Source organism: Photorhabdus sp. RM96S (assembly GCF_042879335.1).
Classification (GTDB): domain Bacteria; phylum Pseudomonadota; class Gammaproteobacteria; order Enterobacterales; family Enterobacteriaceae; genus Photorhabdus; species Photorhabdus kayaii.
The window spans coordinates 78,784-102,852 of sequence record NZ_JBHFKT010000016.1; the positions used below are offsets into that span (position 1 = coordinate 78,784).

The window sequence follows — 24,069 nt, forward strand, 5'->3', positions numbered from 1 at the left end:
TTTTAAGTTAGCAGCCTGACTTTAAAGGCTGATGGCTGGTGATTTTTTAATCACCAGCCTTTTTGCGCTGTAGGGCATTAGCAGCATTTCCACTGTTTGGCTGTTAATTAACCCCCAAATACTTTTTCCTATTGACGACTTAATATACTGCGTTTTCAGCTACGATCCACTCGGGTAGCTCGGTAGTAATGTAACGCAACGCAATGAAATGATTTAAGAGTAATAGTAATGGGTATTACGGAAAATAATTCAATTTTCTGTTCGAAAAAACAGTGTTGTAAAGCGCTGTCCTTTAGGGCGGGCAGAGTGGGTCACTGATCAGCGAGCTGAGGAACCCTATGGTTTACTCCTATACCGAGAAAAAACGTATTCGTAAGGATTTTGGTAAGCGTCCACAAGTGTTGGATGTACCCTATCTCCTTTCTATCCAACTTGACTCGTTCCAGAAGTTTATCGAGCAAGATCCAGAAGGCCAGAATGGTTTAGAAGCGGCATTCCGTTCTGTATTCCCAATTCAGAGCTACAGCGGCAGTTCGGAGCTGCAATACGTTAGCTACCGTCTTGGTGAGCCAGTGTTTGATGTTAAAGAGTGCCAGATTCGAGGTGTAACTTATTCTGCACCTCTGCGCGTTAAGCTGCGTCTGGTTATCTATGAACGTGAAGCACCGGAAGGCACGGTCAAAGATATCAAAGAGCAAGAAGTCTACATGGGTGAAATTCCGCTCATGACTGACAACGGTACTTTTGTTATCAATGGTACTGAGCGGGTTATTGTCTCCCAGTTGCATCGTAGTCCTGGTGTATTCTTTGACAGCGATAAGGGTAAAACTCACTCATCCGGTAAAGTACTGTATAACGCACGTATTATTCCTTACCGTGGTTCTTGGTTAGATTTCGAATTCGATCCAAAAGATAATCTGTTTGTGCGCATTGACCGCCGTCGTAAATTGCCGGCAACGATTATTCTGCGTGCAATGAATTACAGCACTGAAGAGATCTTGAACCTATTCTTCAGTAAAACGATTTTCGAAATTCGTGACAACAGATTGCAAATGACTCTGGTACCAGAACGTTTGCGTGGTGAAACTGCTTCTTTTGATATTGAAGCAAACGGCAAGGTTTATGTTGAAAAAGGCCGTCGTATTACCGCACGTCATATCCGTCAGTTGGAAAAAGACGAAGTGAACCGTATTGAGGTTCCTGTTGAATATATTGCGGGTAAAGTTGTTGCAAGAGACTACATTGATGTCAATACAGGTGAAATTATCTGTGCTGCTAACATGGAGCTCTCTTTAGATCTGTTGGCACGTTTGAGCCAGTCTGGTCACAAATCTATCGAAACATTGTTCACCAACGATTTAGATCACGGTGCATATATTTCCGAGACACTTCGTGTTGATCCAACCAATGACCGTTTGAGTGCTTTGGTTGAGATTTATCGCATGATGCGTCCTGGTGAACCACCAACCCGTGAAGCGGCAGAAAATCTGTTTGAAAATCTGTTCTTCTCAGAAGATCGTTATGATCTTTCTGCGGTTGGTCGTATGAAATTCAACCGCTCATTGGGCCGGGAAGAAGTTGAAGGCTCAGGTATTCTGAGTAAAGATGACATCATCGATGTCATGAAGAAACTGATTGATATCCGCAATGGTAAAGGTGAAGTCGACGATATCGACCACTTAGGCAACCGTCGTATCCGTTCTGTTGGCGAGATGGCAGAAAACCAGTTCCGTGTTGGTCTGGTACGTGTTGAGCGTGCGGTTAAAGAGCGTCTGTCCTTGGGTGATCTGGATACACTGATGCCTCAGGACATGATCAACGCTAAGCCGATTTCAGCCGCGGTGAAAGAATTCTTTGGTTCCAGCCAACTGTCTCAGTTTATGGACCAAAACAACCCACTTTCTGAAATCACTCACAAACGCCGTATCTCTGCATTGGGTCCAGGTGGTTTAACCCGTGAGCGTGCTGGCTTCGAAGTGCGTGACGTACACCCAACCCACTATGGCCGTGTATGTCCAATCGAAACCCCTGAAGGTCCGAACATCGGTCTGATTAACTCATTGTCTGTTTATGCGCAGACTAACGAGTATGGTTTCCTTGAAACCCCGTATCGTCTGGTTCGTGATGGTGTTGTTACTGATGAAATTCACTATCTGTCTGCGATTGAAGAAGGTAACTTCGTTATCGCACAGGCGAACACCGTATTAGATGATGAAGGTCACTTCGTTGAAGATTTGATAACTTGTCGTAGTTATGGGGAATCCAGCTTATTTAACCGTGAGCAGGTTGAATATATGGACGTTTCCACTCAGCAGGTGGTTTCCGTTGGTGCTTCCTTGATCCCATTCTTGGAACACGATGACGCAAACCGTGCATTGATGGGTGCAAACATGCAACGTCAGGCTGTACCTACTCTGCGTGCTGATAAGCCGTTAGTTGGTACAGGTATGGAACGTGCAGTAGCGGTTGACTCAGGTGTAACTTCTGTTGCTAAGCGCGGTGGTGTAGTTCAGTACGTCGATGCATCTCGTATCGTTATCAAAGTAAACGAAGATGAAATGTATCCGGGTGAAGCAGGTATTGATATTTATAACCTGACGAAATATACCCGTTCTAACCAGAACACCTGTATTAACCAAATGCCATGTGTCTCTCTGGGTGAACCTGTGGAACGCGGCGATGTACTGGCTGATGGGCCATCTACTGACTTGGGTGAACTCGCGCTCGGTCAGAACATGCGCGTAGCGTTCATGCCGTGGAATGGTTATAACTTCGAGGACTCCATCTTAGTTTCTGAGCGTGTCGTCCAGGAAGATCGCTTTACAACCATTCATATCCAGGAACTGGCTTGCGTATCTCGTGATACCAAATTAGGGCCTGAAGAGATCACGGCTGACATCCCTAACGTGGGTGAGGCTGCGCTCTCCAAACTGGATGAGTCCGGTATTGTTTATATTGGCGCAGAAGTGACCGGCGGTGACATTCTGGTGGGTAAAGTGACACCTAAAGGTGAAACTCAGCTAACGCCAGAAGAAAAATTGCTGCGTGCTATTTTCGGTGAGAAAGCGTCTGATGTTAAAGACTCTTCTCTGCGCGTACCAAATGGCGTATCCGGTACGGTTATCGACGTACAGGTATTTACCCGTGATGGCGTAGAAAAAGATAAGCGTGCTTTGGAAATCGAAGAGATGCAACTGCGTCAGGCGAAGAAAGACCTGACAGAAGAGTTGCAAATCTTTGAAGCTGGCCTGTTTGCACGTATCCGTTCTGTTTTGATTTCTGGCGGTATCGAAGCTGAGAAACTGGATAAACTGCCTCGTGAGCGTTGGTTAGAGCTGGGCTTGGCTGATGAAGAGAAACAGAATCAGTTGGAGCAGTTGGCTGAACAGTATGACGAACTCAAAACTGAGTTCGAGAAAAAACTGGATGCTAAACGCCGTAAGATCACTCAAGGTGATGATTTGGCGCCGGGTGTGCTGAAAATCGTCAAAGTTTATCTGGCGGTTAAACGTCAGATTCAGCCTGGTGATAAGATGGCAGGTCGCCACGGTAACAAGGGTGTTATCTCCAAGATCAACCCAATCGAAGATATGCCTTACGATGAAAACGGCACTCCGGTAGATATCGTACTGAACCCATTGGGCGTACCATCACGTATGAACATTGGTCAGATCTTGGAAACGCATCTGGGTATGGCGGCGAAAGGTATTGGCGACAAGATCAATGCGATGCTGAAACAGCAGCAGGAAGTTGCCAAACTGCGTGAATTTATCCAGAAAGCTTATGACCTGGGTGATGAAACCCGTCAGAAAGTTGATCTGAGCACTTTCTCTGATGAAGAAGTTATGCGTTTGGCAGAAAACCTGAAAAAAGGTATGCCAATTGCGACACCTGTGTTTGATGGTGCGAAAGAGAAAGAAATTAAAGAGCTGCTGAAACTGGGTGACTTGCCAACTTCTGGTCAAATTACCCTGTTTGATGGCCGTACCGGTGAGCAATTTGAGCGTCAGGTTACTGTTGGCTACATGTATATGCTGAAGCTGAACCACTTGGTGGATGACAAAATGCATGCCCGTTCAACCGGTTCGTACAGCCTGGTTACTCAGCAACCGCTGGGTGGTAAGGCACAGTTCGGTGGTCAACGTTTCGGTGAGATGGAAGTGTGGGCATTGGAAGCATATGGTGCCGCGTACACCTTGCAGGAAATGCTCACCGTCAAGTCCGACGATGTTAACGGCCGTACCAAGATGTATAAAAACATCGTGGATGGCAACCACCAGATGGAGCCAGGTATGCCGGAATCCTTCAACGTATTGTTAAAAGAGATCCGCTCTCTGGGTATCAACATCGAGCTGGAAGACGAATAAATCGTATTCCCGCTGGTACTGCCTTGAATGGATATGATGGGCAGTTTACCAGCCAGTGGTTGCACTGGTCATAGGGGGGAGCGGCATGTGCTGCTCTCCTGACAGGTCTAACTCCGACAGGAGCCATTTCGTGAAAGACTTATTGAAGTTTCTGAAAGCGCAAACTAAGACCGAAGAGTTTGATGCGATCAAAATTGCTCTGGCCTCGCCAGATATGATCCGTTCGTGGTCATTCGGTGAAGTGAAAAAGCCGGAAACTATTAACTACCGTACGTTCAAACCTGAGCGTGACGGCCTTTTCTGTGCCCGTATTTTCGGACCAGTAAAGGACTATGAGTGCTTGTGTGGTAAATATAAGCGCTTGAAACACCGTGGTGTAATTTGTGAGAAGTGTGGTGTAGAAGTTACCCAAACTAAAGTTCGTCGTGAACGTATGGGTCACATTGAACTGGCTTCTCCAACGGCACACATTTGGTTCTTGAAATCATTGCCATCTCGCATCGGTTTGTTGCTGGATATGCCACTGCGTGATATTGAGCGTGTACTGTACTTCGAATCCTATGTGGTTGTAGAAGGCGGTATGACCAGCTTGGAACGCAGTCAGATCCTGACAGAAGAGCAATACTTGGATGCACTGGAAGAGTTTGGTGATGAATTCGATGCGAAGATGGGAGCGGAAGCTATCCAGTCTTTGCTGAAAAATCTCGATCTGGAAAATGAGTGTGAAACGTTGCGTGAAGAGTTAAACGAAACTAACTCTGAAACTAAACGTAAAAAGCTGACCAAACGTATTAAACTGTTGGAAGCCTTTATTCAGTCTGGCAACAAACCAGAATGGATGGTTCTGACGGTTCTGCCAGTTCTGCCACCGGATTTACGTCCATTGGTTCCACTGGATGGCGGCCGTTTTGCCACTTCGGATCTGAACGATCTCTATCGTCGTGTTATTAACCGTAACAACCGTTTGAAGCGCCTGTTGGATCTGGCTGCGCCAGATATCATTGTTCGCAACGAAAAACGTATGTTGCAGGAAGCGGTCGATGCTTTGCTGGATAACGGTCGTCGTGGTCGTGCCATTACTGGTTCTAACAAGCGTCCGCTGAAATCCTTGGCTGATATGATCAAGGGTAAACAAGGTCGTTTCCGTCAGAACCTGTTGGGTAAACGAGTTGACTATTCCGGTCGTTCCGTAATTACTGTAGGTCCTTACCTGCGTCTGCATCAGTGTGGTCTGCCTAAGAAGATGGCACTGGAGCTGTTTAAGCCATTCATCTATGGCAAGCTGGAACTGCGTGGTTTAGCGACCACGATTAAAGCAGCCAAAAAGATGGTTGAGCGTGAAGAGGCGGTGGTATGGGATATCTTGGATGAAGTCATTCGTGAACACCCGGTTCTGCTGAACCGTGCACCGACACTTCACCGTTTGGGTATTCAGGCATTCGAACCGGTTCTGATCGAAGGTAAAGCGATTCAGTTGCACCCACTGGTGTGTGCGGCATATAACGCCGACTTCGACGGTGACCAGATGGCTGTTCACGTACCGCTGACACTGGAAGCCCAGTTAGAAGCGCGTGCGCTGATGATGTCTACTAACAACATCTTGTCTCCAGCGAGTGGTGAGCCAATCATCGTTCCATCTCAGGACGTTGTTCTGGGTCTATACTACATGACCCGTGACTGTGTTAACGCTAAAGGCGAAGGCATGGTATTGACCGGGCCTAAAGAAGCAGAACGCGTATATCGTGCAGGTCTGGCTTCTCTGCATGCCCGCGTTAAAGTCCGTATCTCTGAAGAAGTGAGAGATGGTGAAGGTAATGTCACAACCAGCACGGGTCTGGTTGATACAACCATTGGTCGTGCAATCCTGTGGATGATTGTACCAAGAGGTCTGCCTTACTCTCTGGTTAACCAACCATTGGGTAAAAAAGCTATCTCTAGGATGTTGAACACTTGTTACCGTGTGATGGGCCTGAAACCAACGGTTATCTTCGCTGACCAGATCATGTACACCGGTTTTGCCTACGCTGCACGTTCAGGTGCATCTGTTGGTATTGATGACATGGTTATCCCAGAGAAAAAAGCTGGGATCATTATGGAAGCAGAAGCGGAAGTTGCTGAAATTCAGGAACAGTTCCAGTCTGGTCTGGTAACAGCTGGCGAACGGTATAACAAAGTTATCGATATCTGGGCTGCGGCAAACGAGCGTGTTGCTAAGGCCATGATGGAAAACCTGTCTACCGAAACAGTCATTAACCGTGATGGTGAGGAAGAACAACAAGTTTCCTTCAACAGCATCTTTATGATGGCTGACTCCGGTGCGCGTGGTTCTGCCGCTCAGATCCGTCAGTTGGCGGGTATGCGTGGCTTGATGGCTAAGCCAGACGGTTCCATCATCGAAACCCCAATTACGGCGAACTTCCGTGAAGGTTTGAACGTACTCCAGTACTTCATTTCAACCCATGGTGCTCGTAAAGGTTTGGCGGATACCGCACTGAAAACGGCGAACTCTGGTTACCTGACTCGTCGTCTGGTTGACGTGGCGCAAGACTTGGTTGTTACAGAAGATGACTGTGGTACGCACGACGGTATTCTGATGACGCCGGTTATTGAAGGTGGTGATGTTAAAGAACCGCTGCGCGAGCGTGTATTGGGTCGTGTGACGGCGGAAGATGTTCTGAAACCGGGTACTGCTGACATTCTGCTTCCACGTAACACCCTGTTGAATGAAAAATGGTGTGATCTGTTAGAAGAGAGCTCTGTTGACAGCATTAAAGTACGTTCTGTTGTAAGTTGTGAAACTGACTTCGGTGTTTGTGCTAACTGCTATGGTCGTGACCTTGCTCGCGGACACATTATCAATAAAGGTGAGGCGGTTGGTGTTATTGCGGCTCAGTCCATCGGTGAGCCGGGTACACAGCTGACGATGCGTACGTTCCATATCGGTGGTGCGGCGTCTCGTGCGGCAGCGGAATCCAGCATTCAGGTGCGTAATAAAGGTAGCCTGAAACTGTTTAACGCTAAATCCGTGACCAACTCCGCAGGTAAACTGGTGATTACTTCCCGTAACACTGAACTGTGTTTGATCGACGAATTTGGTCGTACTAAAGAAAGCTATAAAGTGCCTTACGGTGCGGTACTGGGTAAAGGTGATGGCGAAACAGTTAATGGCGGTGAAACCGTTGCTAACTGGGACCCACACACCATGCCAGTTGTCAGTGAAGTATCAGGTATCATCCGTTTTGCTGACATGGTAGATGGCCAGACCATTACCCGTCAGACGGATGAGCTGACGGGCCTGTCTTCACTGGTTGTTCTGGATAGTGCAGAGCGTACCGGTAGTGGTAAAGATCTGCGTCCGGCGCTGAAAATCGTTGATGCCAAGGGTGACGATGTCTTGATCCCAGGTACTGATATGCCTGCTCAATATTTCCTGCCGGGCAAAGCGATTGTTCAGCTAGACGATGGCATCAGCATCTCTGCGGGTGACACCTTAGCGCGTATTCCTCAGGAATCCGGCGGTACGAAAGATATTACCGGTGGTCTGCCACGTGTTGCTGACTTGTTCGAAGCACGTCGTCCGAAAGAGCCAGCTATCCTGGCTGAAGTCAGCGGTATTGTCTCCTTTGGTAAAGAAACTAAAGGCAAACGCCGTTTGGTTATCTCCCCATTAGATGGTGGTGATGCTTACGAAGAGATGATCCCTAAATGGCGTCAGCTCAACGTGTTCGAAGGTGAAGTGGTTGAACGTGGTGACGTGATCTCTGATGGTCCAGAGTCTCCACACGACATCTTGCGCCTGCGTGGTGTTCATGCGGTTACCCGTTACATCACCAACGAAGTTCAGGAAGTTTACCGCCTGCAAGGGGTTAAGATTAACGATAAACACATTGAGGTTATCGTTCGTCAGATGCTGCGTAAAGCAACCATTGAAAGTACAGGTAGTTCCGAGTTCTTGGAAGGCGAACAGGTTGAATATGCCCGCGTTAAAGTAGCAAACCGTAAGCTGGAACAAGAAGGTAAAGTGCCTGCAACTTATGGCCGTGACCTGTTGGGTATCACCAAAGCGTCTCTGGCGACTGAATCCTTCATCTCTGCGGCATCGTTCCAGGAAACGACCCGCGTGCTGACTGAGGCTGCGGTTGCGGGTAAACGTGATGAGCTGCGTGGCTTGAAAGAAAACGTCATCGTCGGTCGTCTGATCCCTGCTGGTACGGGTTATGCTTACCATCAGGAGCGCATACGTCGTCGCCAGTTGAATGAGCCTGCTGAGGCACCACAAGTGAGTGTTGATGAGGCTACTGCGAACTTGGCAGAACTGTTGAATGCCGGTTTTGGTGGTGATAAGAAGTAATTCTTAGAACACGTTAGCTAATTAAATGCCCTCCTTTTTGGAGGGCATTTCAACTTGTTGATAACGTGCCAATTTTTACTTGGTGCTCTGTTTTAATCGAATTCCATTCACCAAATAGAACTTGCCGCCACGTTAAGAATCCTCTCCTCAAATTTTTCTTTCCGAAAAGAGTTCACTTGAAGACTTTGTTCCTCACAATCATCTGGCACGTAAAAAGTCGATGCGGATATTGATCTTGAATATATCCGCGAGGGCTACCGGAGCGTTTGTGGTTAAACGGAAAATCCGTAGTGGGTACCGTCGGGTAACTCGATATCGAGACGCAGCTTGCTACCCGTTGCCTCAACGTAACGTTTGAGGGAAGACAGTTTCAAGTCGCGGCCAAACTTCTCCATGTCAGAAACCGTGGGTTGCTTGATACCAAGAGCCAGAGCTATTTCTCCTTGAGTCTTTTGTACCCGCTCACGGAGTTCTGCCAGATGGATGTTTAGCAACATCTCTGTTGCCGCAGCTTATGCATTGGCAACAACTTCGGGCTTTTCATTTGCTAATATTTGATCAAGAGTTCTTGCCATAGTGTTTACTCCTTTTTTAGCTTTTCCAGATGTGCCGTGAACTCACGGTCAGCAATCGGAATCATCGTTTCATAAAACCGTTTCTCGTTTCCGGTTTTGTTACCGGCGCAAAGCAAAATTCCTCTCCGCTTGGGGTCGAACGCAAAGAATGCTCGGAGCGGGTCGCCTTTGCTTTGGACACGTAATTCTTTCATGTTGCTGTGGCATGAACCGTTCACAGTATCTGCGTATGGCCTGGGTAACATAGGGTCTCTTTCCCGAAGTGCTATTATTGAAGCTAGCATATTGGCCCTGTCGGTGTCATCCAAAGCATCGAACCATGCATCAAAGGTGTCCGTCGTTTCAATAGCCCACATAACTACTCTTTACTCAATATAGGTCAAATGCTATATAGATAAAAAAAGTTGCGGAAAGAATGGGGGTTACGCCGCCAACGGTGACGAAAATGGAAAATAATGTAACAAAAGCTAGTATAGAAACATTAGTGCGCTATGCGCAAGCCTGTGGTATCCAGAACCCACAAATTACGTTGTAATTCTCTGTTCTATGGGGTTAGGGCATTACTAACCCTTCCTTCCATACTTTGACCCTATTAATGAAATTCTTGTAAAAGCAGGAGGTAAAATAATCGTGTGAATTAATTCCCCGCCCATCTTGGAAAACTGAGTATGACCACACTTGATGAATTGCTTGAAAAACGCAGCCCTGAAAGCCGCTATAGGATTGCTAAAAAAGTTGATGAAATGAAGCGGGAGATAGGGCTTTATCAGTTCCGCAAGGCCCGTGATGTTTTACAAACTGAGCTGGCAGCTGTGCTTGGGATCAAACAACCAACTGTTGCTAAAATGGAACAGTCTGATAATGATCCTTAAATATTATGGCGTTGTTTCAGTAAAAGCGGCAGAACTCGTCGTTCTGCCCGCTGAGGTTCGTGTCAGACTTGTCAAGCATGAGCGCGACAGCCAATGAAGTGGGAATCTTCGTGTTCAATCGGGTGGGGAATAGTCTTTGGTATTGGCAAAATTACCTTAGCTATGTAAGGGATATTATTCGATATGCAGAAATAGCTCATCGTATTTAATTCAAGGGGCTGGTCAATATAATTATTTCATTTAAAGTCCCATCACATAGAATTTATGAAAGATTATTCTCTTTAAGGTGCCTATTTTTATCCGTATTCTTGCATGATTGATGAAGACTTAAATTTAATTTTTCAGGATAAATAATCGTAGTTTTTCTCTTGTTGGATCTTTAAATTATGATACAGGTCATAAAATACAATATTTCATGATTCATATATTCGTAAATGAATATAAACTAAAAATGAGCAGCCATTGTCGCCAATATAAAATAATGGGGCAAAATAATGGAGAATGGAGTAAACCTGAATTATGAAGATATAACGGAAGAGAATTATATCCTAATAAATAATTTTTATAAGCGTGATATAGGGAGCTTGGATTATTTCATTTGGAAAAATATGAAAGAAAAGAAGTATCATCTTTCCAGTGAGATAAAAGCATTTTTTTATAAAAGAAACGATATATGCTTGTCAATTCTTATAACAAGAAAGTGTGAATTCACTCTTAAACACAGACGAGTATCCATTAATATGCTTAGCGATTTTGGGATAGATGAAAGTGTAAAATCACCAACTTTGATAATAGAAAGTGCTAAACAAACACATAGTAATGATGTAGATGCGACGGTTTGTTACTCAGATGAAAGAAAGATCAAATGTTATTCAAAAATTTTCGAAAAATACATCTGTAGCAGAGTGAACGTTTTTGATTTTACAGAAGTAGTAGTAGAAGAATGTACTAAAGTCAATGTAGACCTGAGAGATTTTAATGAAATAGATAATATTAATAAAATCAATTTTTTCGGCAGGGAAGTAAATAACAATTGGATTGCTTACTCAAAGCAGTGTCCTCATTACAGTGATATTAAGTTGTTAACTGTTGGGAAAGAACTCGCGATATTAGGTTTTGATGATACCACGGTAGAGGTGATAGGTTTATCAAATACAGCTCCCGGTACAATTATATCTGTGATTGATTCTTGTCTTGCTATTAGGACAAAATGCAGAATAATCTTACCAAATCCTATTTATTCTGAGCTACAAAGTAGATTGAGTAAACATAGTATTATAAATAAATTGAGCATGATGATTGCCTGGCATACCGAAGAAAACTTCAATTTGCGTCATGAGGATATATTTATCAGTAGAATCGACAAACGATAAGAGGAGTTTAAAATGGGCTGTATTTTTTGTCACCCAGAATCTTCCTTTGAAAAAGATAAAATACTTTTACAAGGAGAATATTTCTATGCGTTCGTACCTAAAGGCCAGATAATTGAGGGCTATATAATAATTGCCACCAATAAATGTGAGACTGATTTAGGGGGATACCGTTGCTTTGCAGAAATATACGATGAAGAGGTAATAAAAGAACTGAAACAGTTTAAGGATATAATAAATGATTTTTATCTCGAATATTACAATATAAGCAATCCTCTTTGCTATGAAAATGGACGAGCCGGTGGTTGTATCATCATGGACCCGAATCAAAAGTATTGTTACCATGCACATTTATGTTGTTTCCCTACCGAGATTGATCTTCATAATAAATTAAAGGATCAATTTAAAATACATACAATAGACTCATTGGATGAACTTAAGATGTTCGGTGAGGCTGGTCCCTATATTTACGTTGAAGATAGTGGTAATAAGTATATTTTTACGATAGGTGAATCAGATTTTATTGAGAGAGGAATGATAAGGACCGTATTGGCAAATAATTTAAATGTGCCTGAAAGATCCGATTGGAGAGATAATGAAGGAATAAATGAGATGGATGCGACTGCTAAAAAATTCAAATTATATCTTAGTAACCATATGGAGATTGGATAATGTTATATGCAGATGTAGCTTCTACTTCATGGCCAAAATCACAAGAAGTGAAGGACATGATAAATATGTATTTGGACACTCTTGGGGTAACTCCAGGGCGCTCTTTATCGCAACAATCTAAAAAGGTTACGGACCTCGTTGAAGAGTGCCGACACGAATTCATCGAACAAACAAAATTAAATGGTCATGGGACAGTAATTTTTAACTCAGGAGCCACATATTCACTCAACGAATGTATAAAAGGTACGCTTAAACCGGGTGATAATGTCATTACTACCCATTTAGAACATAACTCAGTACTTAGGCCGATAAACCATTTAAAAGATATTGGGGTAAGTAGTCAATTTATCGATGTGACAGAGGGTGAAATTGATATGTCGCATTTGGAGTTTTTATTAAAGAATAAGAAAACTAAGTTATTAGTGGTTCATAGTTGCTCTAATACTATTGGTACATTTTGTAATATAGATGAAATAGGAAAATTGGCACATTTATACGGTGCGATGGTTTTAGTTGATGGTTCTCAATCTTTTGGTTCACAAGCAATTGATTTATCGAAAGGTAATATTGATTACCTTGTTTTTAGCGGACACAAAAGTTTAGGAGGAGTATCAGGTATTGGGGGGTACTTTATTCTTGATAATGGATTTTCTCATAATGAATTAATCCAGGGTGGGACAGGTGTATTATCAAGATTAACTACACAACCAACTGGAATACCATACAAATATGAATCAGGAACTCAAAACACTATTGGCATACTTTCATTGCTATCGTCTATAAGGCGTTTAAAAAAAATTGGAATAGAGAACATTCAAAATAAATTACAAACTTTGCGTACAACTCTTATTGATGAGTTATCACAATTAAATAAGGTTAAATTAATTTGCAAACATAAAGTCGGGTTACCAATAATTCTTTTTACAGTAGAAGGTTATCATCCCGGAGAAGTCTCTTATATACTAGAAAACAAATACAATATTATTACCCGTCCCGGATTACAATGCGCACCGTTAGCTCATAAAAAATTTGGAACTTATCCTGATGGCGCTGTTCGAGTTAGCCTTGATACGTCGCATACAAAGGAAGATATTTTGAGAATAAAATCTGCCTTAGTTAAAATCACTGAGGAAAATCATAAAGAAGATACTGATAATTAATGAGAATAGTTCAGGAAATTTTGGTGATTTAGCAATAAGCGAGCTGCGAGTAAAATATTTATAGTTCATTATTTTAATATTAAAAAACAACAAGTTACCGATAAGAAATAGCTTGGAAATCACTAGGGGAATTAATTTTATATTTATTTCAAAAGAATGAAAATATGTCATTAATCACCATTGGTAAATAATACAATGATATAACTTAATAAATATATGATTTTATAAGGAAGTGATATGCATTTAATTAACAACAATAGCATATGAGAATATATACCCTATGGATTTCAAGATGGATCGCGACGGCAAGGGAACGAATCCCCGGGAGCATAGATAACGATGTGACCGGGGTGAGTGAGTGCAGCCAACAAAGAGGCAACTTGAAAGATGACGGATATAGATGAATATGCTTAACAAGAATGAACGTTATCTAATCGATTTAATGAGTGGTAAATTGAATTATATACATATTGATAGAAACGGAGATTTTAACAATACAAACATAGACTGGAAAGATACTTTAATTTTATCTGGTTCTTTTAATCCACTTCATAAAGGCCATGAAGAATTAAAAGAAATTGCTACAGCGATGACTAAAATAAAACCCTATTATGAACTGTCAATCAAGAATGCGGTAAAACTTACCATTTCAACCGATGAAATTTTCGAGAGGATAAGACAATTTAAGGGGAAAGGTGATATAGTTTTAAGTGACGCTAAAATTTTTACTGAAAAATCGCATATTTACCAAGGGGCAATTTTTGTCATTGGCGCTGATTTATGCCAAGAAATTAATAATCCTATTTATTATGGAGGTGAGGAGGGATTAAAAAAATCTCTTATGAAAATTAAGAATAATAATTGTAGATTTCTGGTGGCTGGACGTTTTTTTAATAATAAATATCATACAATTGATGATTTGATGAATATTAGCAAGGAACATCGATTTCTATTTGAATCTATTCCAGAAAAGCTATTTCGCTTAGATATATCATCAACAGAAATAAGGTTAATGAACAAAGAATAGGAGATAGGTCATGAGTAAAGAAAATAATAAAAAACTGCTGGATGGCAAAATTAATTTAAATTCAACATATTTAACCAAAGAGATTCAGAGAAGATTAAAGCAAGCTTCATTTATATTTAATCCTAGTCATGGAACTTTACATTGCCAGTTAAATAGTTCACAAATTAAATTATTTTCTGAAATATGTATGTTCTTGGAACAGGATGATAACTTAGATATTCTTGCCTCTTGTATACACGACTTATGGTGTGCAAAATATTTAGTTGATAATAAAACTGCTATGCAAGACTCAATAACAAAACTTGAAATTGAGTACAACTTACAAGTTAATTTTTTAAAACCTTATCAAGCATTCACTGAAAAAGAAAAGAAGTTTGAGAAAAGGTTAATAAAGAGTGATCTGAGTATTATATTGGAAGTAATAAAAGAGACTTATTTATATGATGATAATATTGTGTCTGACAATTTTAATTATGAGAGCTTACTTTCTACCAACGATACTATTTTTTCTGATTTAATGACAATATTAGGCCACAGTGACAGCGTAATAGAAGTTGCAGCAAAAAGAATCCATGCTAGCTGGTTTGATATAATGAAAGAATTTTATGCCCATGATGAAAGAGTTCAATTCCAAGAAAAGCCAAACATTGACAACTCAGATTTTATAAAAAACAGGGATGGGATACGCATTGATCTCGCCGCTATTTATATAGTACTTATGGAAATAAAATATAATAACTTTTGCATGGAGATTTAAAATGATACATCTATTTCTATCACCTCATTTAGATGATGTAGCTTTAAGCGCTGGCGGTTTAATACATAAATTAGTTTCAGAAAATCAAAAGGTGGTTGTTTTAACATTTTTTACTGAATATGACGAAAATATTACATCTCATTATTCACATTCTGCACATAATGATAATATGTATTCATTTATAAAACTTTATTCAAAGCGAGTTAATGAGGATATTGCTTTTTGCAATAAATTATCAGCGATTCCAATACATGGTAAAATTTTAGATTGCATTTACAGAGCCGATCAATATGGTGAACCTATATATAAAAATTCCGCCATGATTTATAGTGGTCAGATACATAAATCGGATGATGCATCCGATATGGCTCAAGATCTCATCGACAAAACATTATTAAATTATCAACCTGATTATATATATGCCCCTTTGGGAATAGGTCGACATGTAGACCACATCATAATAAATAATCTTGTAAATAATATAAAAGGTTCACGTAAGTTAAAAATATTACTTTATGAAGATTTCCCTTATGTTTTAGGTGAATATCCTATTGTTAACCCTGATAGTTTGGAAAATGCTTTATTAAGAAATAACAAATTTGATAAATGTGCCATATTGGTGGATATTGATTTAAAAGAAAAAGCGCAAAACATCCTATTTTATGAGTCTCAATTAGAACCTTTGTTTGATAATAAAGAAAATATTTTGATTTCATTAGAGAAATATCATGGAACTATTAATGAAATAAAAGTTCAAGAGCGTTTTTGGTTAATTCAATAAAGGATTTGTAATGAAAAAGATATTCATAATATACCATGATCTTTTTTTGAATGGATATGGTGGGGTAGAAACGGTATGTTTTAATTTAATAAGTCTGATTGGCCGTGCCAACATTGAAATTGATTTCATTTTCATATCTCTAAATGAGAAAAATAGAGTTGAAAATCGTGCTTGGCTATCTAATACCCAACATATCTCCTTAGCATCAAGCAATGATAAGTCTCGCCAGGATATAGCATGTGAACTGTCCTTGATATTAGAAACATTTCACCCCGAGATTCTAATAAGTTTAGACACAACATCTTGTAATATTGCTCGACTTTCTTGTGAAAAGATTAATTTCCCGGTAAAAACTTATTCTTGGCTGCATACATCCATTAGAAATCCTACCCCACAGAAAATTAAAGATTTATTCTGTGCCGACGAGCACCTTGTCATCAGTTCTGGCTTAAGAGATCAAATGTTATCCTTTGGAATAAAAACAGAGAAGCTTCATCTTATTTTCAATCCTATCAAGATGAATCCCTTTATAATTCCTCAACCAAAACACATAGCTAGATTCTTATATGTTGGAAGAATTCTTGCCTATAAGTCAAAAAATTTAACTGAACTACTTTTAGCTCTTTCACAATTGCATGGTCATTGGGAGTTACATATAATAGGTTCTGGTGAAGATGAGGGTTATTTGAAAGAATTATCTTCGCAACTCAATATAAATAACAATATTATTTGGCACGGTTGGCAAGATCAGCCTTGGGAATTTGTGATGGATAATATAAAAGAGGTATCAGCTTTTATTTTAACATCAAAATATGAAGGTTTTGGCATGGTATTAGCGGAAGCAATATCTTATGGTATCTATTGTATAAGTTCAGATTGTCAATGTGGTCCGAGTGATATTATTAATGATTTTAATGGTGAGCTTTATAAGTCAGGTAGTATTCTTGAGTTATCTAAAAAATTACAACTCATTATTGATGAATGTAAAATAAGAGATCACCAAGCAATAAAAAATTCTATTGCCTTTCTTTATGAAGATAATTGCCTGTTAAGAATCATTAAGGCTTTACCTGTATTAGCTCAGATCTAATGTACGACAGTTATTAGTTCAAAAACGCGTTGCTATCTATCTCTAGTCAAATCGGAGGATTGGCAGCAGAATATGGCATCATTTTTCCGCAACGCTCCGCTGCCTGAAGCACTTGAGGATGTAAATAATGGATTAACTGCTATTGCACGCAGGGTTTTGAAACAACTCTATGAAGACTGGCTGATACTGATTCAACAAACAGAGGAAATAGAAGGAACCTTTAAGTCGCATTCATCGCAAACGGCTCAGTGGCAGCAATGCGGTATTTTAATCTAGGGTGCCAGAGCAGCCATAAAATAGATGTAATCGTTATAACTTGAATGGAATGGAGTTATCTCCTGAAGAATACAGGCCCTTCTTCACAGTGGTTAACAACGTCTTTTAGGCTCGTCGTTAAATAGGTGGAAAATGCCTCTTGTCCTACACTTCTGTCGTATATAGGTGCGGGTATAAATCGTCTCATTTCGTTGTGAAAGTGACCAGAAGCAACAATAATTTCAATCGAGTCGATTCTGGCTTGAAGCAATTCTTCAAAGTTATCAAGATGATAATCTGATACTTTTCTTTTAATGAGTTCTATGTCTGGTGTTGTATTTTGCTGGCTTAACCATAATAAATCCCACATATCGCGGTATCGAATGTGAGATGTAGCAGCAGGGAATGCTATCAGCTTATCGGCCATGATTTCAGGCAGGGTTTCGACAGACACAAGGACATCAGCATATCCGTCGGGTAACACCGAATAATTTCTCGTCAATGAACGGGGGGTGTTTGTATACGCAGGAATATTGGCGATTTCTATTTTTATGCGCTGTTTTGGCAGGTCTTTACGTTCAGGCGCAGTAGTGACGGATATTTGCCATTTATCCACTTTTACTTCTGCATACTCCGGTTTGTTTCGTAGTTCATTTGGTTCCTTTACCGTGACCTCAAGCCCATATCGTACACCCAGGTATTTCTCGATACATTCTTTGATTCTACTCAAATCAGCCGAACAGAAACCACGCCCACCAGCAAAACCCAGATCTTCGCTAAATCGGTTAGAGCCGTAGCAGAGCCTTAGCGATGTACCATCCTGAAAGGTAATCTCCTTGAGTAAACCGTCCTTAGAAAGACAAAACAGGATGTCATAATGCAACAGTTCTTTTTCTACAACTGGCCTTAGGTTTGCCAGTCTGTCCTGTTCAATGACTTCATCGACAATGGCGTTAAAGTTAACTTGGTTAGACATAGTTGAGTTCCTCCAGCTGAACTAAATGCATATTCCTCCCCACTCTTTTTTGGTCACGCAGAGCAGTCTCTTTTTTTGCGATACGCAGGGGGCCACGGCTTTCTAACGTTGCCTTCAGAATTTCGCTAGGCTCTCTGCTGGTGTGGGTGATTTCAATGACTCCCCACGGTGTTTTAAACTCTCCAACTCTGCCAGTAGACATGATTGTCAGGCGGTCGATTGGGATTTGTGAGATGAACCCATATTGAGATAAAGCTGACTCTAGGCTGATGTAATTATATTCGCCTCGTCGGATATTTTTGGCGATAGTCTCCAGGGGATAGCTTCCCATGCTGGCTCGCGTATAGACATAAACCCCTTTGGTAATGCGAAGTAACAGTCCGGCTTTGATGAGGCGATCAATAGATTTTTGCAATGTCCGAGAAGTCTCGTCAGCAAAGATGATTTCCAAATCCTGTAAAAGGAAAATGGCTCTTCCCATTTTGCTGAACTCATCTAATTTGTTAATTGCTGTGAGTCTATCCATTTTATTATCTTTACTCTAAAACCCCTTTAAAGGGTGTTTTGTGTATAGATATCCATCATGACAATTATTTGTATACATAAAACCCCATTTCCGGGGGATGTGTGTAAAAAGGAGTTAGGCCCAATGCCCTCCTTTTCGGAGAGCATTTGTATTGAATGAATTAATGTCTGGTTTACCCCTTGTTTTTGACACTATTGATAAACGTTTCTCGTGCAGTTGAAGATCCAAGGCGTTCCGCTTCATCCAGAAGATTAAGGGCCTTCTCAATATTGCCATTATTAATTTCCTTTTTAATTGCATCACTGAAATAACGTTCTGTATCATTCAGGACCGGTTTGACTTTTTGCGGAATAGGTGGCGTTACGGTGGCTTGTGTTGGCCCGACAATGATCGGTTCTTGTGCCGGACTTGAGAAGACTTGACCAATCGTAATATTGCCAGCGTTTTGTTCTGATTTTACTTTTAACTTCAACGTGCCGGTTTGCGTATGGCGGGCAACGGGATCGGGAATCTCGGGAACAGCATTACCGACGCCTTGAGCGTAAGCTTTGGCGGGATCAACCATTTGTGTGGATTTCTGCAAATCGGTACGGGTGGTGTAGACCAGTATGTAAATTTGTTGTTGCCCTAGTGCTGGCGTCAGTTTTAGTTTGCCTTCCAGCCGATCGGTGGACATGACACCCGGACGTTCATAGGGGAAATAACTGCTCGGGTAAAATGCGGCAGGGCGTAACCCTTGATCCAGTACTAAAACATTTGGTACGTAAACTTGTTTATCTTGCACTAAACTGCTCAGGGTAATATCCAGAGAGCCTCGGTTTGCCGGCAGCGAGAATGCCGCTATCGGCCCTTGAATATCTCCCTCATTAAGATGCTGCGACATGGCATTGAGGATAATGGTCTGTGTATCGCTGGTATTAATCGGTTGCCAGCTCAGTTTTTGTAATGCTGTTGTTGAGAGAGAAGGGACAATAGTGTCCTGTGTCGTGGTTGCTTGAGTTGTTGTAGTGATAGGTGTTGCATAGCTTATCAGAGGAGCTGCGCTACAGAGTAAAGCACTAAGGCAAAATGAGAGCAGTTTGGTTTTCATCTCTTACCCTTGTTCGGTTGAAAAAAAGAGACTGATACCCACGGTCAAGAGGTATATCAGTCCAAAAGGCGTTAACCATTACAAATCATTTGATCTGAGATCAAATCGTTGTAACCGGATTACCACCAAGCTTCGAATTGGGCGCCAAAGGTAAATTCATCATCGTCACCACGGCTGAATTTATGCGTTGCGGTATCACGGTAGGCCATTCCATCGATGTAACCGTCTTTTTTGTTCGCATTACCCCATTTTTCATCCCATTTTGCATAAGTGACGAACAGGCGAATGGCCGGACGCGACCAAATGCTGTCACCTGCCTGCCATTGTTGGGCTAGAGTGATTTTGTACTGATCATTGGTGTCATGAGTACGTTGGGATTTGACGTTATCATAGCCAATGTCCAGCAGGGTGCTCATCGTGGGCGTCCATTTGTACATTGGACGTACACCAACCGTATACCATGTGTTGCCATTGTTGTTGTCACGGTCAGTATCCTGATACATCGCTACGTACATGAGATCCCATTTTTCTGCGAGATTAATCGCGCCATGATTCAGAATACGTAGCATATAACCGTCATTGTTTACGCTGGCGCCTTCAGAATGACCGCTATTGGAGGAAGTCATGGAATCTGTCGCGTACTGTACGACAAATTTGTTGAAGCCCCCTAACATGCTCTGTGTATGTTCGGCGGTAAACATGAAACCATCTTTGGAAGCATGACGGTCAAGCTGGTAGTGGTCTCGTGCATTGGCACGCCCATAGTCAAAACCAAGTTCCAGATTACCGCCTGGGTTAACCTCCAAGCCGGATAGACGTATATCGTAGACATCATTGGAGGTGGGAATTTCTTTGCGCTGACCAGCAATCCAGCCATAAGAGCCACCAGATTCAGTGTTACGGGTGACGGCCAGAGAGAGCTTACTAAAGCCGAGATCAATATCTTGCAAGCCCGCCCCCGGACCAGAGATATCCCAGTAGTAGAAGTCAATCATATGCACGTCATGGCGCTGGTAGAAGCGTTTACCTGCCCATAATGTTGAACCGGGTAACCAGTCGATGACGTTCTTCGCTTGAACATTCACCTCACGGAACGCAGGGTCGGTGGATTCCCAATCATTTTTTTGCGCCACAGAATAAGCCACGTTGGTATCGAAGTAGAAACTCTTATTGCCATCCTTCCATAGCTCTTGGCCTAGCTTAAGCTCAGCATAGGTTTCACATTCATTACCTAAACGGTATTTGCTCTGTGCGCCAGTGCTTTGGAAACACTGTTGCTCACCGCCGCTACCGGTCCAACCAATACCAGAACGGGCGTAGCCGTGGAATTCTACGGCTGACGCTTGAATAGACAGTAATCCGGCCATAATGGTTAGTGAGATAGGTAATATACGCATTGATTTCATCAAGTATTCTCCTGTCGTTTTTTGATTAGCTCAGGCTTAAACCCCGGGTTCTTCATGCAGACGTTGGCATGCCGTTCCGTCTTCCCGGAATAAATGGCAGCGGTGAGGGGGTAGCCCGATGGTGAAGGTGGACCCTTCTTCCACCAGCACAACATCAGGCTGGCGGTAAACCAGATTTTGATGAATGGCCGGGATTTCAATGTGAACCTGGGTTTCATTGCCTAACTGCTCGACAACCTGCACTATGCCTTCCAACGTGACATCAGCGATATCACTTGGCAGGAGGTGTTCAGGACGTATCCCTAGAGAGACATTACTGCCTACTTTTACCCCCTTGCTTTCTACGGGCAGCCAGATTTGTTGTTGGTTGGGCAGAGTAATCTGTACCTGATCAATAGCGGTAGCCGTGACTTTAACTGGCAGGAAATTCATTTTGGGTGAACCAATAAAGCTGGCAACAAAGCGATTAACCGGGTAATGGTAAAGTTCAAGAGGTTTGCCAATCTGGGCAACATCTCCACCATCCAGTACCACGATTCTGTCGGCCAGCGTCATCGCTTCAACCTGATCGTGGGTGACATAAATCATCGTACGTTGCAATCGTTTGTGCAGGCGTGAGATTTCAATGCGCATTTGGACCCGCAGCGCGGCGTCCAGGTTGGAAAGAGGTTCGTCTAACAGAAAAACACTGGGTTCAGCGACCAGAGTACGGCCAATAGCAACGCGTTGACGTTGCCCACCTGATAGGGCTTTAGGGCGGCGATCAAGCAGGTGAGCGAGTTGGAGCATCTCGGCAATTTGCTTTACCCGTTGCTGAATATCACTTTTTTTGGCGCCAGCCAGCTTCATGCCAAATGACATATTGTCTGCAACAGACAGGTGGGGATACAGGGCATAAGACTGAAAAACCATCCCAACGCCGCGTTTGGCGGGAGGCACATCGTTCATTCGAATGTTATTGATCAGCAAATCACCGGAAGTCACATCTTCCAGACCCGCAATCATCCTTAATATTGTCGATTTTCCACAACCTGATGGACCGACAAAAACGATAAATTCGCCTTCTTGTATCTCAAGGTTGATGTTCTTGGAAATAATAGTTTCACCATAAGCCTTCGATACATTATGTAATGTGACGCTCGACATGTGTTCCCCCGGACTTATCACCGCAATTCGCGGTGAAAAATGATAAACCAGAGTGTGTTTAAGATGGCGGGTGAGTAAATCCTCCATACCCAAGTTTTTTATGGGGGAGGCGCTAGGAGGATGAAATAAGCGTTGTTGAGCTGGTTAGGTATGAGCTACTGGATAAATTGTGATATTTATCGCAAAAAAAGATGCCCCTTTTTGTGGTCAACGGCACGCTTCTTCTGTTTTTGTAATAGAGATCACAACCATTCCGGGCAGGGAGTAGAGTAGGGGAGGATGAGTCTTTCCATTGTTAATTGCACACTAGATCAGCACTCTCCGCCAATGTAACAAAACAGTTCACTCTGAACCTACTTAAACTATAAGGACGGAATGATGATAAAAACAACCTTAAAAGTAGGCGCCCGTACCTTAGCGCTTTCTGTTTTAGCCACGCTGGTGTTATCTGCCTCTGCTTTTGCAAAAATAGAGGAAGGTAAGCTAGTTATCTGGATCAACGGTGATAAAGGCTACAATGGCCTGGCACAAGTTGGTGAGAAGTTTGAGAAAGATACGGGTGTCAATGTTACGGTTGAGCATCCAGACAAGCTTGCAGAGAAGTATTCACAGGTTGCAGCAACCGGCGATGGGCCGGATATTATTTTCTGGGCTCATGATCGCTTTGGCGGTTACGCACAGTCTGGTCTGGTGACAGAAATCACGCCGGATCAGAGCTTCAAAGATAAGCTATTCCCGTTTACCTGGGATGCTGTGCGCTACGACGGTAAACTGGTTGGTTACCCTATCGCGGTTGAAGCCCTCTCTCTTATCTACAATAAAGATTTGGTGAAGACGCCACCAAAAACTTGGGAAGAGATCCCCGCTCTGGATAAGGAACTGAAGAGCAAAGGCAAAAGCGCTATTATGTTTAATCTGCAAGAGCCATATTTCTCTTGGCCGTTGATTGCCGCGGACGGAGGATATGCTTTCAAGATGGAAAACGGCTCATATGATGTGAAGAACGTCGGAGTGAATAATGCGGGTTCCAAAGCAGGGCTGCGTTTCATTATAGATTTGGTGAGAAATAAGCATCTAAATGTAGATACTGACTATTCCATTGCTGAGGCGGCGTTCAACAAAGGTGAAACGGCGATGACCATCAACGGTCCGTGGGCGTGGGCCAATATCGACAAGAGCAAGGTAAATTACGGTGTGGCGTTGTTGCCGACTTTTAAAGGCCATCCATCTAAGCCGTTTGTTGGTGTATTGACGGCAGGTATCAATACTGCCAGCCCAAATAAAGAGCTAGCGAAGGAGTTCTTGGAAAACTACTTGCTGACTAACGAAGGTCTGGAGATGGTGAATCGGGATAAGCCGTTGGGGGCAGTGTCATTGAAATCCTATCACGATATTCTGGCTAAGGACCCACGTATTGCTGCCACGATGGAAAATGCTAAAAACGGCGAAATCATGCCAAACGTCTCACAAATGAGCGGTTTTTGGTATGCCATGCGCAACGCTGTGGTTAATGCGTTGGCTGGCCGTCAGACCGTTGATGCCGCACTAAGTGATGCAGAAACCCGTATAACTAAGTAACCTGTGAGAACTCTTTTTTGAAGGAGTTCTCTTTCCTGCAACCAGTAAGGATGCCTGTTTGCAGGAAGAT

At 42.3% G+C, this 24,069-nt stretch carries 19 protein-coding genes and 2 pseudogenes; 14 read left to right on the forward strand and 7 right to left on the reverse strand.

The window, feature by feature from the left end; genetic code table 11:
- The first annotated feature begins 338 nt into the window (after positions 1-338).
- On the forward strand, positions 339-4,367 hold the full coding sequence (gene rpoB, locus ACGF49_RS11650) for a DNA-directed RNA polymerase subunit beta (protein WP_113043079.1): 4,029 nt from the start codon (positions 339-341) through the stop codon (positions 4,365-4,367).
- A 130-nt stretch (positions 4,368-4,497) separates the two neighbouring features.
- Positions 4,498-8,718 carry a DNA-directed RNA polymerase subunit beta' gene (gene rpoC / locus ACGF49_RS11655; protein WP_113043077.1) on the forward strand — a complete coding sequence of 1,407 codons (4,221 nt, stop codon included), beginning with the start codon at positions 4,498-4,500 and terminating at the stop codon, positions 8,716-8,718.
- A 272-nt stretch (positions 8,719-8,990) separates the two neighbouring features.
- Here rpoC and ACGF49_RS11660 read toward each other — a convergent pair.
- Together ACGF49_RS11660 and ACGF49_RS11665 are read right to left on the reverse strand one after the other, a co-directional pair.
- Positions 8,991-9,293, reverse strand: a pseudogene (locus ACGF49_RS11660) (helix-turn-helix domain-containing protein).
- 5 nt (positions 9,294-9,298) lie between these two features.
- Positions 9,299-9,649, reverse strand: coding sequence for a type II toxin-antitoxin system RelE/ParE family toxin (locus ACGF49_RS11665; RefSeq protein WP_271866256.1), 351 nt, complete (start codon positions 9,647-9,649; stop codon positions 9,299-9,301).
- Between the two features lie 44 nt (positions 9,650-9,693).
- Here ACGF49_RS11665 and ACGF49_RS11670 point away from each other — a divergent pair.
- The 11 genes and pseudogenes from ACGF49_RS11670 to ACGF49_RS11720 form a co-directional block, all read left to right on the forward strand.
- Positions 9,694-9,828 (forward strand): annotated as a pseudogene (locus tag ACGF49_RS11670) (helix-turn-helix domain-containing protein); the annotation flags it as partial.
- 133 nt (positions 9,829-9,961) lie between these two features.
- Complete coding sequence (locus ACGF49_RS11675; RefSeq protein WP_113044229.1) at positions 9,962-10,165, forward strand: helix-turn-helix transcriptional regulator; 204 nt, start codon at positions 9,962-9,964, stop codon at positions 10,163-10,165.
- Between the two features lie 494 nt (positions 10,166-10,659).
- Positions 10,660-11,538, forward strand: a complete 879-nt coding sequence (locus tag ACGF49_RS11680) for a hypothetical protein (RefSeq protein ID WP_271866254.1) — start codon at positions 10,660-10,662, stop codon at positions 11,536-11,538.
- A gap of 12 nt (positions 11,539-11,550) precedes the next feature.
- Positions 11,551-12,207 (forward strand): hypothetical protein, encoded by a 657-nt coding sequence (locus ACGF49_RS11685; protein ID WP_113044231.1) that lies wholly within the window; start codon positions 11,551-11,553, stop codon positions 12,205-12,207.
- The gene (locus tag ACGF49_RS11690) at positions 12,207-13,367 is read left to right on the forward strand and encodes an aminotransferase class V-fold PLP-dependent enzyme (RefSeq protein ID WP_387491053.1); all 1,161 of its coding nucleotides are present in this window, start codon (positions 12,207-12,209) and stop codon (positions 13,365-13,367) included. The genes ACGF49_RS11685 and ACGF49_RS11690 overlap by 1 nt, the downstream gene beginning before the upstream one ends.
- 263 nt (positions 13,368-13,630) lie before the next feature.
- Positions 13,631-13,771: a hypothetical protein gene (locus ACGF49_RS11695; RefSeq protein WP_158536624.1), complete on the forward strand. Its 141-nt coding sequence runs from the start codon at positions 13,631-13,633 to the stop codon at positions 13,769-13,771.
- Positions 13,772-13,773: 2 nt separating this feature from the next.
- Positions 13,774-14,394: a hypothetical protein gene (locus ACGF49_RS11700; protein ID WP_271866251.1), complete on the forward strand. Its 621-nt coding sequence runs from the start codon at positions 13,774-13,776 to the stop codon at positions 14,392-14,394.
- A 10-nt stretch (positions 14,395-14,404) separates the two neighbouring features.
- Entirely contained in the window at positions 14,405-15,151 is a 747-nt protein-coding gene (locus ACGF49_RS11705) for a hypothetical protein (protein ID WP_113044234.1), read from the forward strand.
- 1 nt (position 15,152) lies between these two features.
- Positions 15,153-15,932: a PIG-L family deacetylase gene (locus ACGF49_RS11710; protein WP_113044235.1), complete on the forward strand. Its 780-nt coding sequence runs from the start codon at positions 15,153-15,155 to the stop codon at positions 15,930-15,932.
- A 10-nt stretch (positions 15,933-15,942) separates the two neighbouring features.
- Positions 15,943-17,022 carry a lipopolysaccharide 1,6-galactosyltransferase gene (waaB, locus tag ACGF49_RS11715; RefSeq protein WP_262978458.1) on the forward strand — a complete coding sequence of 360 codons (1,080 nt, stop codon included), beginning with the start codon at positions 15,943-15,945 and terminating at the stop codon, positions 17,020-17,022.
- A gap of 72 nt (positions 17,023-17,094) precedes the next feature.
- Positions 17,095-17,298 (forward strand): hypothetical protein, encoded by a 204-nt coding sequence (locus tag ACGF49_RS11720; RefSeq protein WP_113044237.1) that lies wholly within the window; start codon positions 17,095-17,097, stop codon positions 17,296-17,298.
- A gap of 55 nt (positions 17,299-17,353) precedes the next feature.
- Here ACGF49_RS11720 and ACGF49_RS11725 read toward each other — a convergent pair whose 3' ends face one another.
- The 5 genes from ACGF49_RS11725 to malK all read right to left on the reverse strand — a co-directional run bounded on the left by ACGF49_RS11725 (position 17,354) and on the right by malK (position 22,421).
- Positions 17,354-18,253 carry a nucleotidyl transferase AbiEii/AbiGii toxin family protein gene (locus ACGF49_RS11725; RefSeq protein WP_387491060.1) on the reverse strand — a complete coding sequence of 300 codons (900 nt, stop codon included), beginning with the start codon at positions 18,251-18,253 and terminating at the stop codon, positions 17,354-17,356.
- A complete protein-coding gene (abiEi, locus tag ACGF49_RS11730) occupies positions 18,246-18,779 on the reverse strand; it encodes a type IV toxin-antitoxin system AbiEi family antitoxin (RefSeq protein WP_113044238.1) in 534 nt (177 codons plus the stop codon). Before abiEi ends, ACGF49_RS11725 begins: the two co-directional genes overlap by 8 nt.
- 172 nt (positions 18,780-18,951) lie before the next feature.
- Positions 18,952-19,869, reverse strand: a complete 918-nt coding sequence (gene malM, locus ACGF49_RS11735; RefSeq protein WP_113044239.1) for a maltose operon protein MalM — start codon at positions 19,867-19,869, stop codon at positions 18,952-18,954.
- Positions 19,870-19,988: 119 nt separating this feature from the next.
- Positions 19,989-21,275 (reverse strand): maltoporin, encoded by a 1,287-nt coding sequence (locus ACGF49_RS11740; protein ID WP_113044240.1) that lies wholly within the window; start codon positions 21,273-21,275, stop codon positions 19,989-19,991.
- A 36-nt stretch (positions 21,276-21,311) separates the two neighbouring features.
- A complete protein-coding gene (malK, locus tag ACGF49_RS11745; RefSeq protein ID WP_112879315.1) occupies positions 21,312-22,421 on the reverse strand; it encodes a maltose/maltodextrin ABC transporter ATP-binding protein MalK in 1,110 nt (369 codons plus the stop codon).
- A gap of 378 nt (positions 22,422-22,799) precedes the next feature.
- On the opposite strand from malK, the gene malE reads away from it, so the two are divergent.
- Complete coding sequence (gene malE, locus ACGF49_RS11750; RefSeq protein WP_113044241.1) at positions 22,800-23,999, forward strand: maltose/maltodextrin ABC transporter substrate-binding protein MalE; 1,200 nt, start codon at positions 22,800-22,802, stop codon at positions 23,997-23,999.
- Positions 24,000-24,069: the final 70 nt, after the last annotated feature.

What these genes read in the sequence shown, in the direction of transcription:
- ACGF49_RS11675 (WP_113044229.1), top strand. Translation starts at nt 9,962, where the DNA reads ATGACCACACTTGATGAATTGCTTGAAAAACGCAGCCCTGAAAGCCGC.
- abiEi (WP_113044238.1), bottom strand. Translation starts at nt 18,779, where the DNA reads ATGGATAGACTCACAGCAATTAACAAATTAGATGAGTTCAGCAAAATG.
- malK (WP_112879315.1), bottom strand. Translation starts at nt 22,421, where the DNA reads ATGTCGAGCGTCACATTACATAATGTATCGAAGGCTTATGGTGAAACT.
- ACGF49_RS11665 (WP_271866256.1), bottom strand. Translation starts at nt 9,649, where the DNA reads ATGTGGGCTATTGAAACGACGGACACCTTTGATGCATGGTTCGATGCT.
- ACGF49_RS11710 (WP_113044235.1), top strand. Translation starts at nt 15,153, where the DNA reads ATGATACATCTATTTCTATCACCTCATTTAGATGATGTAGCTTTAAGC.
- ACGF49_RS11680 (WP_271866254.1), top strand. Translation starts at nt 10,660, where the DNA reads ATGGAGAATGGAGTAAACCTGAATTATGAAGATATAACGGAAGAGAAT.
- ACGF49_RS11720 (WP_113044237.1), top strand. Translation starts at nt 17,095, where the DNA reads ATGGCATCATTTTTCCGCAACGCTCCGCTGCCTGAAGCACTTGAGGAT.
- ACGF49_RS11700 (WP_271866251.1), top strand. Translation starts at nt 13,774, where the DNA reads ATGCTTAACAAGAATGAACGTTATCTAATCGATTTAATGAGTGGTAAA.
- ACGF49_RS11685 (WP_113044231.1), top strand. Translation starts at nt 11,551, where the DNA reads ATGGGCTGTATTTTTTGTCACCCAGAATCTTCCTTTGAAAAAGATAAA.
- ACGF49_RS11725 (WP_387491060.1), bottom strand. Translation starts at nt 18,253, where the DNA reads ATGTCTAACCAAGTTAACTTTAACGCCATTGTCGATGAAGTCATTGAA.
- ACGF49_RS11705 (WP_113044234.1), top strand. Translation starts at nt 14,405, where the DNA reads ATGAGTAAAGAAAATAATAAAAAACTGCTGGATGGCAAAATTAATTTA.
- waaB (WP_262978458.1), top strand. Translation starts at nt 15,943, where the DNA reads ATGAAAAAGATATTCATAATATACCATGATCTTTTTTTGAATGGATAT.
- ACGF49_RS11695 (WP_158536624.1), top strand. Translation starts at nt 13,631, where the DNA reads ATGAGAATATATACCCTATGGATTTCAAGATGGATCGCGACGGCAAGG.
- ACGF49_RS11690 (WP_387491053.1), top strand. Translation starts at nt 12,207, where the DNA reads ATGTTATATGCAGATGTAGCTTCTACTTCATGGCCAAAATCACAAGAA.
- malM (WP_113044239.1), bottom strand. Translation starts at nt 19,869, where the DNA reads ATGAAAACCAAACTGCTCTCATTTTGCCTTAGTGCTTTACTCTGTAGC.
- rpoB (WP_113043079.1), top strand. Translation starts at nt 339, where the DNA reads ATGGTTTACTCCTATACCGAGAAAAAACGTATTCGTAAGGATTTTGGT.
- malE (WP_113044241.1), top strand. Translation starts at nt 22,800, where the DNA reads ATGATAAAAACAACCTTAAAAGTAGGCGCCCGTACCTTAGCGCTTTCT.
- ACGF49_RS11740 (WP_113044240.1), bottom strand. Translation starts at nt 21,275, where the DNA reads ATGAAATCAATGCGTATATTACCTATCTCACTAACCATTATGGCCGGA.